At 26.5% G+C, this 14,114-nt stretch carries 17 protein-coding genes (1 of these 17 running past the window's edge); 9 read left to right on the top strand and 8 right to left on the bottom strand.

Annotated elements, in window-relative coordinates; all coding sequences use genetic code 11:
• The 3 genes from ACA135_RS04975 to ACA135_RS04965 form a co-directional block, all read left to right on the top strand.
• Positions 1-426 carry the 3' portion of a (5-formylfuran-3-yl)methyl phosphate synthase gene (locus tag ACA135_RS04975; RefSeq protein WP_409197667.1) on the top strand. The gene continues 291 nt to the left of window position 1, outside the view, so only the last 426 of its 717 coding nucleotides appear in the window; the start codon falls outside the window, past its left edge; the stop codon is at positions 424-426.
• Between the two features lie 55 nt (positions 427-481).
• A complete protein-coding gene (gene guaB / locus ACA135_RS04970; protein WP_409197666.1) occupies positions 482-1,963 on the top strand; it encodes an IMP dehydrogenase in 1,482 nt (493 codons plus the stop codon).
• Between the two features lie 163 nt (positions 1,964-2,126).
• Complete coding sequence (locus ACA135_RS04965; protein WP_409197665.1) at positions 2,127-2,330, top strand: pseudomurein-binding protein; 204 nt, start codon at positions 2,127-2,129, stop codon at positions 2,328-2,330.
• A gap of 63 nt (positions 2,331-2,393) precedes the next feature.
• On the opposite strand, the gene ACA135_RS04960 is transcribed toward ACA135_RS04965, so the two are convergent.
• From ACA135_RS04960 to tsaA, 6 genes are read right to left on the bottom strand one after another with little or no spacing between them, the layout of a single operon-like run.
• A complete protein-coding gene (locus ACA135_RS04960; RefSeq protein WP_409197664.1) occupies positions 2,394-3,020 on the bottom strand; it encodes a molybdenum cofactor guanylyltransferase in 627 nt (208 codons plus the stop codon).
• Between the two features lie 32 nt (positions 3,021-3,052).
• The gene (locus ACA135_RS04955) at positions 3,053-3,820 is read right to left on the bottom strand and encodes a hypothetical protein (RefSeq protein WP_409197663.1); all 768 of its coding nucleotides are present in this window, start codon (positions 3,818-3,820) and stop codon (positions 3,053-3,055) included.
• Positions 3,821-3,871: 51 nt separating this feature from the next.
• Positions 3,872-4,435 carry a precorrin-6Y C5,15-methyltransferase (decarboxylating) subunit CbiT gene (gene cbiT / locus ACA135_RS04950; RefSeq protein ID WP_409197662.1) on the bottom strand — a complete coding sequence of 188 codons (564 nt, stop codon included), beginning with the start codon at positions 4,433-4,435 and terminating at the stop codon, positions 3,872-3,874.
• A 24-nt stretch (positions 4,436-4,459) separates the two neighbouring features.
• Entirely contained in the window at positions 4,460-5,017 is a 558-nt protein-coding gene (locus ACA135_RS04945) for a UbiX family flavin prenyltransferase (protein ID WP_409197661.1), read from the bottom strand.
• A 26-nt stretch (positions 5,018-5,043) separates the two neighbouring features.
• Complete coding sequence (locus tag ACA135_RS04940; RefSeq protein WP_409197660.1) at positions 5,044-6,261, bottom strand: HD domain-containing protein; 1,218 nt, start codon at positions 6,259-6,261, stop codon at positions 5,044-5,046.
• A gap of 29 nt (positions 6,262-6,290) precedes the next feature.
• Entirely contained in the window at positions 6,291-6,782 is a 492-nt protein-coding gene (gene tsaA / locus ACA135_RS04935) for a tRNA (N6-threonylcarbamoyladenosine(37)-N6)-methyltransferase TrmO (RefSeq protein ID WP_409197659.1), read from the bottom strand.
• 213 nt (positions 6,783-6,995) lie between these two features.
• Between tsaA and ACA135_RS04930 the strand changes: the two genes are divergently transcribed.
• The 3 genes from ACA135_RS04930 to ACA135_RS04920 all read left to right on the top strand — a co-directional run bounded on the left by ACA135_RS04930 (position 6,996) and on the right by ACA135_RS04920 (position 9,112).
• Complete coding sequence (locus ACA135_RS04930) at positions 6,996-7,205, top strand: molybdopterin-binding protein (protein ID WP_409197658.1); 210 nt, start codon at positions 6,996-6,998, stop codon at positions 7,203-7,205.
• A 313-nt stretch (positions 7,206-7,518) separates the two neighbouring features.
• The gene (locus ACA135_RS04925) at positions 7,519-7,770 is read left to right on the top strand and encodes a hypothetical protein (RefSeq protein ID WP_409197657.1); all 252 of its coding nucleotides are present in this window, start codon (positions 7,519-7,521) and stop codon (positions 7,768-7,770) included.
• A 169-nt stretch (positions 7,771-7,939) separates the two neighbouring features.
• On the top strand, positions 7,940-9,112 hold the full coding sequence (locus tag ACA135_RS04920; RefSeq protein ID WP_409197656.1) for a geranylgeranyl reductase family protein: 1,173 nt from the start codon (positions 7,940-7,942) through the stop codon (positions 9,110-9,112).
• Between the two features lie 9 nt (positions 9,113-9,121).
• Here ACA135_RS04920 and nudC read toward each other — a convergent pair whose 3' ends face one another.
• Entirely contained in the window at positions 9,122-9,937 is an 816-nt protein-coding gene (gene nudC / locus ACA135_RS04915) for an NAD(+) diphosphatase (RefSeq protein WP_409197655.1), read from the bottom strand.
• Positions 9,938-10,061: 124 nt separating this feature from the next.
• Between nudC and ACA135_RS04910 the strand changes: the two genes are divergently transcribed.
• Genes ACA135_RS04910 through cgi121 form a run of 3 tightly spaced genes read left to right on the top strand, consistent with a single transcriptional unit; the run spans position 10,062 to position 13,120 of the window.
• Entirely contained in the window at positions 10,062-11,093 is a 1,032-nt protein-coding gene (locus ACA135_RS04910; protein ID WP_409199088.1) for a TIGR01177 family methyltransferase, read from the top strand.
• Between the two features lie 27 nt (positions 11,094-11,120).
• Positions 11,121-12,611 (top strand): (R)-citramalate synthase, encoded by a 1,491-nt coding sequence (locus tag ACA135_RS04905; protein ID WP_409197654.1) that lies wholly within the window; start codon positions 11,121-11,123, stop codon positions 12,609-12,611.
• A 2-nt stretch (positions 12,612-12,613) separates the two neighbouring features.
• Positions 12,614-13,120 carry a KEOPS complex subunit Cgi121 gene (gene cgi121, locus ACA135_RS04900; RefSeq protein ID WP_409197653.1) on the top strand — a complete coding sequence of 169 codons (507 nt, stop codon included), beginning with the start codon at positions 12,614-12,616 and terminating at the stop codon, positions 13,118-13,120.
• Between the two features lie 8 nt (positions 13,121-13,128).
• On the opposite strand, the gene ACA135_RS04895 is transcribed toward cgi121, so the two are convergent.
• Positions 13,129-14,100, bottom strand: coding sequence for a DegT/DnrJ/EryC1/StrS family aminotransferase (locus tag ACA135_RS04895; protein ID WP_409197652.1), 972 nt, complete (start codon positions 14,098-14,100; stop codon positions 13,129-13,131).
• Positions 14,101-14,114: the final 14 nt, after the last annotated feature.

Raw genomic sequence — 14,114 nt, 5'->3', positions numbered from 1 at the left:
TTAGAAGTAATGAAAAATGTTGTAAAAGCAGTAAAAGACACAAAACCTGATTCAATTGTAGTTGCATCTGGATATGCTGATGCACATCGTGTAGGTGCAGTAAGTCCTTGGGAAATTCCAAAAATTGCAAGAGATTCTGGTGCAGATTTAGCGATGTTAGATACTGCAGTAAAAGATGGACATACATTATTTGATTATTTTTCTTTAGATGATTGTCAAAAATTTGTGGATGAAACACATAGTTATGGACTACAAGTAGCTTTAGCAGGATCAGTAAAAAAAGACCAATTAAAACCATTATTTGATGTTAAAACAGATGTAGTTGGTTTAAGAGGTGCAGCTTGTGTTGGTGGAGATAGAAATACCGGACACATAGATCGAAATGCTGTTAAAGAATTAAAAGATTATGTTCAATCTTTTGAATAAATAAATTAATTATTATTATATTATTATATTAAATCATTTCTTATAGAGGTTAAAAATGTTTTCAGAAAAAGTAAATAATGCCCCAAAGGGATATACTTTTGATGATTTTCTTTTAGTACCAAATGCTTCTTGGGTAGAAGCAAAAAATGTTAATACTAAAATTCAATTATCAAAAAAAATCAAATTAAACATTCCAGTATTAAGTGCTGCTATGGACACTGTTTCAGAATCTGAATTAGCTATAGCATTAGCACAAGAAGGTGGAATTGGTGTAATACACCGTAATATGACTTCAGAAATGGAAGTAGAAGAAGTTAAAAAAGTAAAATCTGCAGAAGAAATTACTATACGTGATGTAGTAACTATTACTCCGGACTCTGATATTACCACAGTTCAAGATATAATGGAAAATGAATCTATAAGTGGACTACCAGTAATAGAAGATGACAAAATTGTTGGAATTATCAGTAAACGTGATGTAAAACCAATGATTCGCTCAGGTGTTAATAAAAAAGTAAATGAAATTATGACTTCAGATGTAGTTACTATTGAAGAAACTATATCTCCTGAAGAAGCATTAGATATTGCATATGAAAATAAAGTAGAAAGATTACCTGTTGTACGTGAAGGTAAATTAGTTGGTATAGTCACAATACGCGATATTTTAAATCATGATAACCATCCTAATGCTGCAAGAGATAAACATGGGAAATTATTAGTCGCAGCAGCTGCAGGTCCATTCGATTTAGATAGGGCTATTGCATTAGATGAAGCTGGAGCAGATATTATCAGTATAGATTGTGCTCATGCACATAATATGAATGTTGTTAAATTCGTTGAAACAATGAAAGATAATATTGATGCTGAATTATGTGTAGGTAATATTGCAACTGCCGAAGCTGCAGAAGATTTAATTGCTCAAGGTGCGGATGCATTAAAAGTTGGTATTGGTCCAGGTAGTATGTGTACTACTCGAATTGTTGCTGGTGTAGGTGTTCCTCAAATAACTGCTATTAGTCAAGTTGCTGATGTAGCTAAAGATTCAGGCATACCAGTTATTGGTGATGGTGGTTTAAGATATAGTGGAGATGTAGCAAAAGCAATAGGTGCTGGTGCCGATGCTGTAATGTTGGGTAATTTATTAGCTGGAACTTATGAATCACCTGGTGATGTTGTAGTGATGAATGGACGAAAATATAAAACTTATCGTGGAATGGGTTCTATGGGTGCTATGACTGGAGGATTTGGTGGTGGAGCTGATAGATATTTCCAAGAAGTTAAAGGTCCTATGAAACATTCAAAACTTGTACCTGAAGGTGTAGAAGGAGCAGTTCCTTATAAAGGTAAAGTTTCAGAAGTTATGTTCCAACTTATAGGTGGATTAAAAGCTAGTATGGGTTATTGTGGTGCTAAAGATATTAAATCTATGCATGAAAAAGCACGTTTTGTTCAAATTACTGCTGGTGGACTTAAAGAATCTCACCCTCATGATCTTTTAATTACTAATGAAAGTCCTAATTATCCTTTATTAGAATAATTAAATTTCATTTTATTTTTTTAATATTCTTATTTTTTTAATTTAAATTATACTCTCTTTTTTAATTTTAGGATTAAATAGAATGATTTATATAATAAAAACAATATTACTATAATTATCTTAAAATTAATGTATTAAGTTCTTTTATAAATTTGGTGATTAAATGGATTCATTAACTTTACAAGAATACCGAGAAATGGTTGATAATATTATGGAAACCAATAAGCGAACAGGTGAAATGCCAGCTTATGCTAATATTAAAGATTTTACTATTAGTAAAAAAAGTTATTCTTTAATGATTGAGAAAGTTAATAAGTTTTTTTTAGAAATGGGAAGAAATCCACGTTCTGTTAAAATAGAAAAATAAAAATAAAATTAGTAATAATTAATTATTATTTATTATATATTTTAGCTAGGCTATTGTATTTTTTTATAAATCTTCTTTACTATTCAAATTTTTGAAGTTAATTTCACATATATTCTCATTATCAATTAACACATATTCTATTTTTAAATGTTTTATAAAATCATTAACTTTTAATTTATTATTTTCTATTAATTCATTAATCAAAAATTCTTGCCCTTTATTATAAATACTATGTAACGGTTCAATATTTGATTTTACATCATTTTTTAAATGTTTAGGTATAATTGCATCTACATTTGGGTTTTTGTTTAATTTTTCTTTCATTACTTGTATGAATTTTTTTTGAATATATGGTGAGTCACAGGGTAATATTAATGCGTATGAATTTTTTATTTTTTTTAACCCTGTCATGATTCCTGATAATGGTCCTTTATTTTTGATTTCATCAGTAAGGTATGTGATATGGAATTGATATTTTTTGTTTTCATTTTGGTAGTGAGTTATAATTTTTTCATATTTTCTAACTCTACTTTCATCATTTAAAACTATAATAACATCATCAATTTCATAGTTTAGCACATCAAGTATATGAATTATCATAGGTTTCTCGTTAATAATCATAGAACCTTTATCTTGACCCATTCTACGACTCATTCCTCCACATAGAATTACACAACTTAAACATTTCATATATAATCACTTAAAAAAATCATAAAAAATATTCATTCTTTAACATGAATATCTGCATCCATATCAAAAGGATTAGTACGTAAAGCAATACTAATTATATAAGGATAATTATGCTTTAAATATAACATATAATAAACATATTCATACATTAAATTAGTATAAATCCGATTCATATCACCAATTAAATGATTAAAATCAGTAGTAGTTAAATCATTTAAATCATTTCTATGTTTTAACTCCTCATCTAAATGTAAGGTAGCTAAAAGCAATTCAGAAAAATTATCCTTTTCCATTAAATTTGGATTTTCTAATAAATTAACAATAAAATTTCTTTTATCAACAAGTAATGTTTGAATTTCATTTAAAAATACACCTTGATCTTTAACTGATATTTCAGGTGTGAACTTAACACCTTTACTTTTAATAGCATCCATAGCACTTTCAAAATCAGAATCTTCCCAATTTTCAATATCCTTTAAATATTTATATATAATATTTTTATCTTGATTAATTTTAGTAAAATTACTTAAAAGATTATCCCCAATTTCACTAAAAAACACACTTAATAACATATCAAGTTTTTCAAGAATAACTTCTCTTTCTTTACGAGCTAAAATATCATCAATTACTAAAGCAACAATTAAAATATCTATAGGAATAAATCCTAAATGCATCATAACATATGAAAAAATTTCTTCACTATCATGGAAAATATAAAAATTACCAGTATATATTAGTATAGTTGCAATAATCAGCACAATAGCAAATTTTAATTTCCAACTAATTTTCCTCTTAACCATAAACAAACTCAACTCCATAAAAATTAAAATAATTTATTAAAAAAATAATATTTATCTTTTTTTTGCATAAACAATAGCAATAGGGTTTCGTGCAATCATCATTATACCACGATCTATAACTCTACCTTTACTTACATTAACTTCAACAATTTTAGGATTATAACCTAAACTTTTAAGTTTATTAACAGCATCAACTTTTGTATCAACGAGGATACATGGAATTAAAATTCTACCTTCATGGTTTAACTTACTATCCACTAAATCTAAAATAGGTTCTAAATCTCTTCCACTACCACCTATTAATGCAATATCAAAAGTATTTATATTTTTAAGTGCATTCACACCATCATTTTCAATAAAACTTACTTTATCTAAATTTCCAAGTTTTTCTAAATTTTTTTTACAAATATTTATAGCTTCAGGATTTTTATCTATAGAATAAACTTTTTCTGCTTTTAAACTAAATTCTACACTTAATCCTCCTGTTCCACAACCAATATCCACTACAATATCTTCATGACAAACATTAGATTTATATAATAATATTGCCCTAATCTCCTCTTTAGTTGGTCCAGGCACATCACAAGTTTTTATAAATTCATCATCATTTAACATAAAACCTAATCATCTCTTTTTTTTTTATTTTGTTGGATTCCATCGTTTATATAAATTATTATCAATTTGCAATGAGTCTAAAATTTTCCCTACTATGAAATTTTCATTATCTTTTAATGTTTCTGGTTTATTATAATAAGCAGGCATTGCAGGTAAAATTATTCCTCCTTCTTTAGAAATTTTTAACATATTTTCTAAATGAATACTTCTTAATGGTGTTTCTCTTGGAACAATTATAGTTTTTCTATGTTCTTTTAAAGCAACATCAGCAACACGGCTTATACTATTATCAGCATAACCATTTGCTATACTAGATAATGTTTTCATACTACAAGGCACTATGACTAAGGATTCAAATCTGCATGATCCACTATTAATTTCTGAACTTATATCATTTGTTTCATAATATTTTGATGCTAATTTTTTTATATCTTCTAATTTAAAATTTGTTTCATGGTGGATTACAATTTTTGCAGGATCACTAATTAAAAGTCCGGTTTTTATGTTTAAATCTTTTAAAGCTTTTAATAATTTTATTCCATAAATTGTTCCACTAGCTCCAGTTAATGCTACTATTATCAAAAGGATCACCAATTTATAATTTTTTTTTATTCAAATACTGTTTGATCGAATGTCATTGTTTCGAATCTATTTTTCCGTTCTGGTAAATTTAAGTAATGTTCTATTTTAAATTTTTCTAATTTGTCACGATCTTCTTTAGGAACATAAATACTTATATCTGGGAAGTTAAATCTGGCATCAGATAATGCTCCTACTATGCTACTTATTTCATTTAAATGATATAATTTATCGTTTAAAGAAACTTGAGTTTTCATTTCATCAAAATGAGGATAATCTGCAATGTTAATAATTACATTGTCACGTTTTATACCATAATCTTCACTTATTTCTTCTTCAGCTTTATTAATTTCATCTTTTTTGATTTTAAATATTTTTTCTGGTTGTGTGAATTCTTTAACATCAATTTTATATGCTGTTTTTAATAATTGTCTATTGTCTAATCTATTTATTGTTTCTTTAGCATACCCGTCACTGTTTCTGAATAAACATATTAAGTCAGAATCATCGTATTTATACATTTCTTTTGGTTTTAAACCATAATCCTTTATTAAATATTGAATACCTCTTCTGAACATAGAATTTAATATACGTGTTGTGTGATGTTGGTATACACTGGGATACATGAAATATCTTGCAACTAATAGTGATTCTGCAGCTTGAATTCCTTTTATATCTAATAATAAATATTTTTCTAATTTTAAATTACTTATTAATCTTTGTGTGTCAATTACTCCGTATTGTACTCCTACATAATATGAGTCTCGCATTAAATAATCCATCCTATCAACATCTAATTCCCCACTAATTATGGGTCCTAATTTTCCTTTTCCATGGATTATGTCTGTTATATCTTGTAAACTGAATTTTTCTTTTAGTTTGTCACTAATTTCAGTATTTTTTATTACATATTCAGTTATTTTTTCATGAGGAGCTTCAAGCACTGTTTCAGATACATGAGAGAATGGTCCGTGACCTGTATCGTGGAGTAATCCTGCTACTCTCACTAATTCTTTATCTTCATTTGTTAATTCTAATTGATCTGCTAATTGTGATGCTAAATGCATTGTTCCTATGCTGTGTTCAAATCTGGAATGATTTGCTCCAGGATAAATTAATGAGATGAATCCTAATTGTTTTAATCTTCTAAGTCTTTGTATTTGAGGATAATCTATTAATTCTGTTTCGTATTGTGTGATAGGTAAGTTTCCGTGTATGCTGTCTCTGATAAATTTTTTATTTGACATTTTACCAATACACCTTATTATTATTTTTTTTAGTCTATAAATCTTGAGTCTGCTTTAGTTGTTTTTGCTTGGTCTTTTTTAGTTTCAAACCAACCAATTTTAAGATTTTCTATTGTATCTTGATATAATTGTGGAACATATGGTTTTATGTCTATTATTGGTGTTTTGTCTAATATGTCTACATTGGATACATATAAAATGTTGTTTTTTACTTTGTCTAATTGGACTACTGATAATCCTATAGGATTAGGTCTTTTTGGGGATCTTGTTGCGAATATTCCATGTGTTTTAGTATCTAGGAATGGTTTAACTTCTAATTCATAGTTTTTTACTTTATGTAAATGGTATATTAAGTTTAAGTGTGAAAAGTGTTTAATATCTTTTAGGCCATCTAGATACTTTTGTTTTATATGTATTTCTCCTTTTACTCCTTGTGCTCCTATGGGTTGGATTGGCATTCCTTCAAGTTTTTTAAAGGGTGTATGTATTTCTCCTATGCTTTCAAATTCTATGTTACTCATAAATGTTTTTTTGTTTTTATTTGTTCTTATATTTGATGCTTTTAATTTTTAAGTGCTTATAAATAAAAAATCGTTATGAAGTATAAAATTAAATCGTTGTGAAACTCTTTATTATTGATAAAAGGATACATTTAAATACTATTGTTTATAATTAGTTATTATAGAACATTTAAAGTTCATAAATTTATATCTAGTTATTTGGAGATGAATCAAATGGAAATAAGCGCAAGAAATATTTTAAAAGGTAAAGTCGAATCTGTTGAAAAAGGTCAAGTAATGGCAAGTATTAAAATTAACGTTACAGACCCTACAACAATAACTGCAGTTATCACAAAAGAATCTGCAGAAAAATTAAACATAAAAGAAGGCGATGACTTAGCTGCAATTATTAAATCTACAGAAGTAATTGTAGGAAAAGAATAAGTTCAATGAATTTTATATAAAAAAAAAATTCATTGTTAAATTATTTATTAAAATTTAACAATAAGTCATTTAAGTAATATTTTTTTAGAGGATAGAAAAAAATAAAACAAATTTTTTCCTCTAAAAAATCTATTTAAATGGTTTAAAATTAAAAAATCTAATTTTTTAAAATTTATTAAAATCATTCGTTTATACACTATCTTTTAATTTAACATAAAAGCTTTATTAATCTATTTTTTACATAAAATTTTTATATTATAACAAACCTATATACTATTAAAAACTATTTTATGGATTTAAAAAAGGGGTTTAAATGAAAAAATTACCAAAAGAAAAGGAAGATGAATTAATAAATTATTTAAAAAATTTTCCTGAAATCCTTTCATTTGATTATGAAATATTACCTGATGGGGAAAACATATCAATTATAACAACTTTTAGTGAAAATATACCTGAAAATCATCATAAAGCTACAGCACACATTGAAAAAATACTGGATGCTAAATTCCAGCAAATAGTAATATTACAAAATGTTCAATACTTTAATTATAAATTTAATAAATAAATATTTACTTTTAAGAGAATATTAAAATTAAATAGATACATTGAAACTTAACTTTTTTTCTTAAAACTTAAAAATTAATATATAATAAATAATATATTAATTATATAATTTATTCTTTTAATTCTATACTAATTCTAAAAATAAATATAAATGGAAGTTTAAAAAAACTATGACCTTTGATTATGATGTAACAATAGTAGGTGGAGGGCCTATAGGTTCTACTTTAGCATATAAATTAGCTAAAAATAAAGATTTACAAATAGCTATTGTAGATAAAAAGAAAAATATAGGATTACCTTTACAATGTGCAGGAATTGTAAGTAAAAAAATATTAAAATTTAACAATTTGCCTGAAGAATTAATTTTAAATCAAGTTAAAGGAGCACACTTACACAGTCCAAATTATGATTTATCAGTTTCTAAAAAAGAAAATGAAGCATATATAATTGATCGAGTTGCCTATGATCAATACTTATTAAATAGGGCTAAAGAAAATGGTGTAAAAGTAATTAACCCATTTAAAGTAATAGGGGTTAACACAAAAGATGGAGTAATCACCTCAGAGAAGGGTCAAATAAAAAGTAAAATTATTATTGGGGCAGATGGTTCTAATTCAATAATATCAAAAGAATTAAAAAATAAGCAAAAATATTTTAATGGATCACAGTTCTTATTAAAATCTGAAGATAAGATTCCGGAAAAAGATTTTGTTGAATTATATGTTAAAAACCAAATATTTCCAGGATTCATTTGGGCAATTCCAACATATGAAAATATTTATCGTATTGGATTATTCAGTAACCATACTTGTGGAGAAGAAATTGGTATCTTAGAAAACTTCATTAAAAACCATCCAAAGTATAAAAATATGGAAATTATAGAGAAATATTATGGTAAAATACCAATATATGATAAAAACAAAGTATTAGTTAAAGACAGAGTACTCTTAATTGGGGATGCAGCATCACAGGTCAAACCTACCTCTGGTGGGGGATTAATATTAGGTTTTCAATCTACTGAAATTGCAGAAAAAGCAATAAATCATGCAATTAAAGAGGATAATATCAAATATTTAAGAGATTATGAGAAAACCTTTAAAAAAAATTATAATAAGGAATTAAATTATCAATTAAAAGTACAAAAAACTTTAAACTTATTATCTGATGATAACTTAGATTATTTCTTTAAACAATTAAAATTAAAAGGTGGAGAAGAACTTATTAGTACATATGGGGATATGGATGAGCAATCTATTTTAGTTAAGGAATTTATTAAAAAAGGATATTTATTTACAATGTTTCCTTCAATTATAAGTCATATTATTAAAAAAATATGGGATTAAAATAAAATATTAATTTTCACTTTTTTTAATAAAATCTTCCATTAACCATGAAGAAATACTAATATCATATGGTGGTAATTCAATATCTTTAACATTAAACCATTTAGCTTTTAAAATTTCATCGTGATCAACTTTAATTTCACCAGATTCATAATCAGCTGTAAAACCTAACATTAATGAATTAGGAAATGGCCAAGATTGGCTTCTCATATATTTTAAATTTTTAATTTTAATACCAACTTCTTCTAAAACTTCTCTATGCACAGCTTCTTCGATGGATTCACCAGCTTCTACAAAACCTGCAATCAATGCATAATTAATATTTTTATGGTAACTGTGTTTAGCCATTAAAAGTTTCCCATTATTATTTATAGCAACTATTATAGCTGGAGCAATTCTAGTATAATGAACTTGCCCACATGAAGGACATTTCATCATCATATCTTTTTCATCAAGTACAGTTTTACATCCACAATGGCCACAATACTTGTAAGAATTGTACCAATCATTTATTAATACTCCTCTTCCAGCCATCTGATATAAAATGGGATTCATATTATAAATTTCTAAAAGAGAATAAAAATTTGTATTAGTATTATTATCTACATTAACAACGAAACAGGGTTTGTCTTTAAAAGTACCAATATATAATAAAAAATTAATACAAAAATCACTTAATTCATCTTTATATTGGGGAACATTTAGATTTTCGTTTAAATATAATTCACGGTTAGTATTATAGATGAAATAATAAGATTCATCATTAGTTTCAAAGTTATCACTAAAATCTATTTTATAATTATCATAAATTGAACTTTCAATCATAATATATAATATGTTTAATGTTAAATTTAAAATTTTTTCATTTAATTAGTAATTAAGAAGTGATACTATAATATAATAGAATAAATATAAATTATAATAATATTTAAGGAATGTGAAATTTTTGATGAATCTACTTTTAATCCAATCTCAAGAACATGAAAAATTACCACTTGCAGAATTAAAAGCTGTAATGGATGCAGAAAATATAGAAGCAAATATAAATCAGTTAACACCTGGTTTAACTTTACTAGAAAATTTAGATTTAGAAACTTTTAATCATAGTTATAAAAGATTAACAGATCGTTTAGCTTATACTCATGAAGTGCACCAATTAATTGAAACAACTACTCTTGAAAATTTAGAAAAATCAGTTTTAAACATTGATTGGAGTGAATTTATTAAGAATAATTTTGTTGTACGAGTTAAAAGATTTAATAGTGATATAGATACAGTCAAATACGAACGAAATATTGGAGGCTATATTTTAGATAATACTCCTAATATTAAAGTTAAATTAGTAGGTTCTGATTCTTATATTCGTGTTGTGGTTTTTGAAGATACTGTTTTTTTATGTGTGGAAAAATATAAATTAAATAAGAAACATTTTGAAGATTCTAAACCTCATAAAAGACCATTTTTTCACCCTGGAGGTATGAGTCCTAAACTTGCACGGTGTATGGTTAATTTAAGTCGAATTAAAGAGGGTGAATTATTATTGGATCCTTTTTGTGGAACTGGGGGCATGTTAATTGAAGCAGGTTTAATTGGTGCTAAACTTGTAGGTTCTGATATAAATTGGAAGATGAAAAATGGATCAGCTTTAAACTTGGACTTTGTAGGTATTAAAGATTATAAAACTTATAAAATAGATTTTAAACAATTAAAAATGTTAGAACCTGCTGATGTGGTAGTGACAGATCCACCTTATGGTATAAGTACAACTACAGGTGGTGTAAGTACAACTATAATATTAGAAGAATTTTTAGATTCACTAGAAGGTAATCTTAAAAAAGATGGTTTAATTGTTTTAGCAACACCTCATTATATTGATATTAATCCAATAATGAATGAAAAAGGATTTAAAATTTTAGAACATTATGAAATTAAAATGCATAGAAGTTTAACAAGAATAATATCTGTAATAATAAAAATATAAATCAAATATTAAAGGAGATATTAAATAATGAAACTCAAAGTATATGATACAACTTTAAGAGATGGTGAACAAACTCCTGGGATTTCATTAACACCAACAGAAAAGTTAGCTATTGCTTTAAGATTAGATGAATTGGGTGTAGATATTATTGAAGCGGGTTCAGCTATCACTAGTAAAGGGGAAAGAGAAGCTATACAAGATATTGCTCATGAAAATTTAAATGCAGAAATTGCAAGTTTTGCAAGAATTTTAAAAGAGGATGTAGATTATTGTCTTGATTGTGATGTTAGTATGGTTAATTTAGTTGTTCCTACTAGTCCTATTCATATGGAATATAAATTAAAAAAATCACCTGGAGAAGTTTTAAATCAAGCAGTGAATGTAACTGAATATGCTAAAAGTCATGGTTTAAAAATATTATTATCTGCTGAGGATTCAACTCGTAGTGATATGAATTTTTTAAAGGAGGTTTTTAAACAAACTATAAGTGCTGGTGCTTGTCGTATTTGTCCTTGTGATACTGTTAGTATGTTAACTCCTGAAAAATCACTAAATTTTTATAAAGAATTATCAAGCTTAGGAGTCCCTGTTGATGTTCATTGTCATAATGATTTTGGATTATCTACTGCTAATACTTTAGCTGGAATACGTGGAGGTGCAAGTGAATTTCATGTAACTGTAAATGGTATTGGTGAGCGAGCAGGTAATGCTTCACTTGAAGAAGTTGTAGTTTCTTTAAATCAGTTATATGATAATTATTCAACTAATATTAATTTAAATCAATTATATTCTGCAAGTAAAATGGTGTCACGGTTAACTGGAGCTTATTTGGAACCTAATAAAGCTATAGTTGGTGAGAATGCTTTTTCACACGAGTCAGGTATACATTCTGATGGTATGTTGAAAAATTCTCATACTTATGAACCTTTTAATCCTGAATTAGTGGGTAATCATAGAAGATTTGTTCTTGGTAAACATGTGGGAAGTAAAGGTTTACAAAATCGTTTAGAACAATTAGGAATATACACTACTAATAAAGAGTTATCTAAAATTTTTGATTTAGTTAAAAATTTAGCAGATAAAGGTAAAATTGTAACTGATGCAGATATTCAAGCTATTTCAGATTATGTTATGGATATTGCTGAAGATACTAAAGTTGATTTACAAGAAGTAACCATTGTAAGTAGTAATAGGGTTACTCCTACAGCTTCTGTTAAATTAGGTTTAGAAAATCAAATGATACTTGAAGCAGGTATTGGTGTTGGACCAGTTGATGCTGCAATTAATGCTGTGAATAAGGGTGTTAAAGAGTTTGCTGATGTTGAATTAGAAGAGTATCATGTAGATGCTATCACTGGTGGAGCTGATGCTTTAATTGATGTAATTGTTAAATTACGTTTAGGTAATAATGTAATATCTGCACGTAGTACTCAACCTGATATTATTAATGCTAGTGTGGAAGCTTATATTATTGGAGTTAATCGTTTATTAGAAATTAAGAAGAAACAAGATGAATAAAAATGTTTAATGATAAAAATATTGAAATTTTAGGTTATACTGCTAATGTTAGTAGTGTTAGTGAAACTTTAGATAATGTTGATAGTTTACGTGATAATTGTTGTGATGGTACTATTGTTCAACTTTTAAATGCGGATGGTATTGCTGGTTTAAAGCATATTGAACATGGTATTATTCAATCTTTCAATGCTTTTAATCGTGATGAGAATTTGGCTAAGGATTTAGGTGTTGAAATTCTCCTACGTACTAGTGGTCAAAGACAGATTAGTAAAGCTTTTAAAATGTTAGGTTTACATGAAGGAAAAATGAATATATGCATCATTTTAATAAACTGTCCAGATTATTTCATTGATCAATTAAATGATATGTTCACACGAGATGATAATGTTTTATCACCAGAAATTGATAAATTATTAAAGATTTATGATATTTCAGAAAAAGAATTAAAGATCATGGACATCACAAGCATATTAATTGACAGATCTTCAAAATTAGTTGTAGATCAATAAAAAAAATTTTATTCATTAATACTATTAGTAATATCTATAATACTCTTAAGATTATTTTTAGTTAAACATTTAACATCTAAATTTTTAACTTCCAAAGCAATTCCCTTAATTTTTAAACGATTATAATTAGGGCAACGAGTAATAATGCCTCTACCTTCAACATCAAATGAATCTCTAAGTTTCCAACTAAGTTCCTTAGCATTATCATTCCGGAAAATAACATTAATACCTCTTTTATCCGGATGCATTACATTATTAATACCTTTTTTTAAAATATTACATGCATTAACAGTATTAACAAAATTAGACTTAGCAAAATTTAACTCATTATAAATACCAACACAAGTAATCTTATCACATTTAAAACTTTTTAAAAGAATATTAGAATCCTTAAAAAAATTAGGAATACTAGTACTTATAAATCCACCATTACCTACATTAACAATTTTAGGCTCACCAGTAGAACCAACAATTACATCTGAATAAAAACCATTACATAAATGTTCATGAGTATCACCAATACTTCCAGATACATCCTCAACAAGTAAAATACCATTATCCCTACAATATTTACTAATACTCTTCATATCTTGCTCAGCAGTATAAGCAGCCAAACTAGTTAAAAATAAAGCAGAACCCTCACTAATATCATCAAGAATTTCATCTAAAAAATCAGTTTTAACCAAACCATAATAGGTTTTAACAGTAACTAAATTTTTACCTAAAAACTTAGCAATTTGTTTAAAACCATGCCAAGCCCCTTGATCTGGAATGATAATGTCACCTTTAACATTATTCATAGCAACAAAAATAGCACTATTCCCACTATTAACAAGTTTACAACTATCATGCTTAGTAAACTTTTTAATTTTATCACATGCTTTTTGATTATAATCCCCATTATTTAACCCAATACAAGAAGAAGACATATTTATTTGAGTAATTTTACTTGGTTTTTTATATGCTAACTTTAATTTCATAATAACATTTATCC

It is taken from the genome of Methanobrevibacter acididurans (assembly GCF_046197875.1).
In the GTDB taxonomy this organism is placed as follows: domain Archaea; phylum Methanobacteriota; class Methanobacteria; order Methanobacteriales; family Methanobacteriaceae; genus Methanobrevibacter_A; species Methanobrevibacter_A acididurans.
Note: the sequence above shows the minus strand (reverse complement) of the source record. Positions and strands in the feature narration are given on the sequence as shown.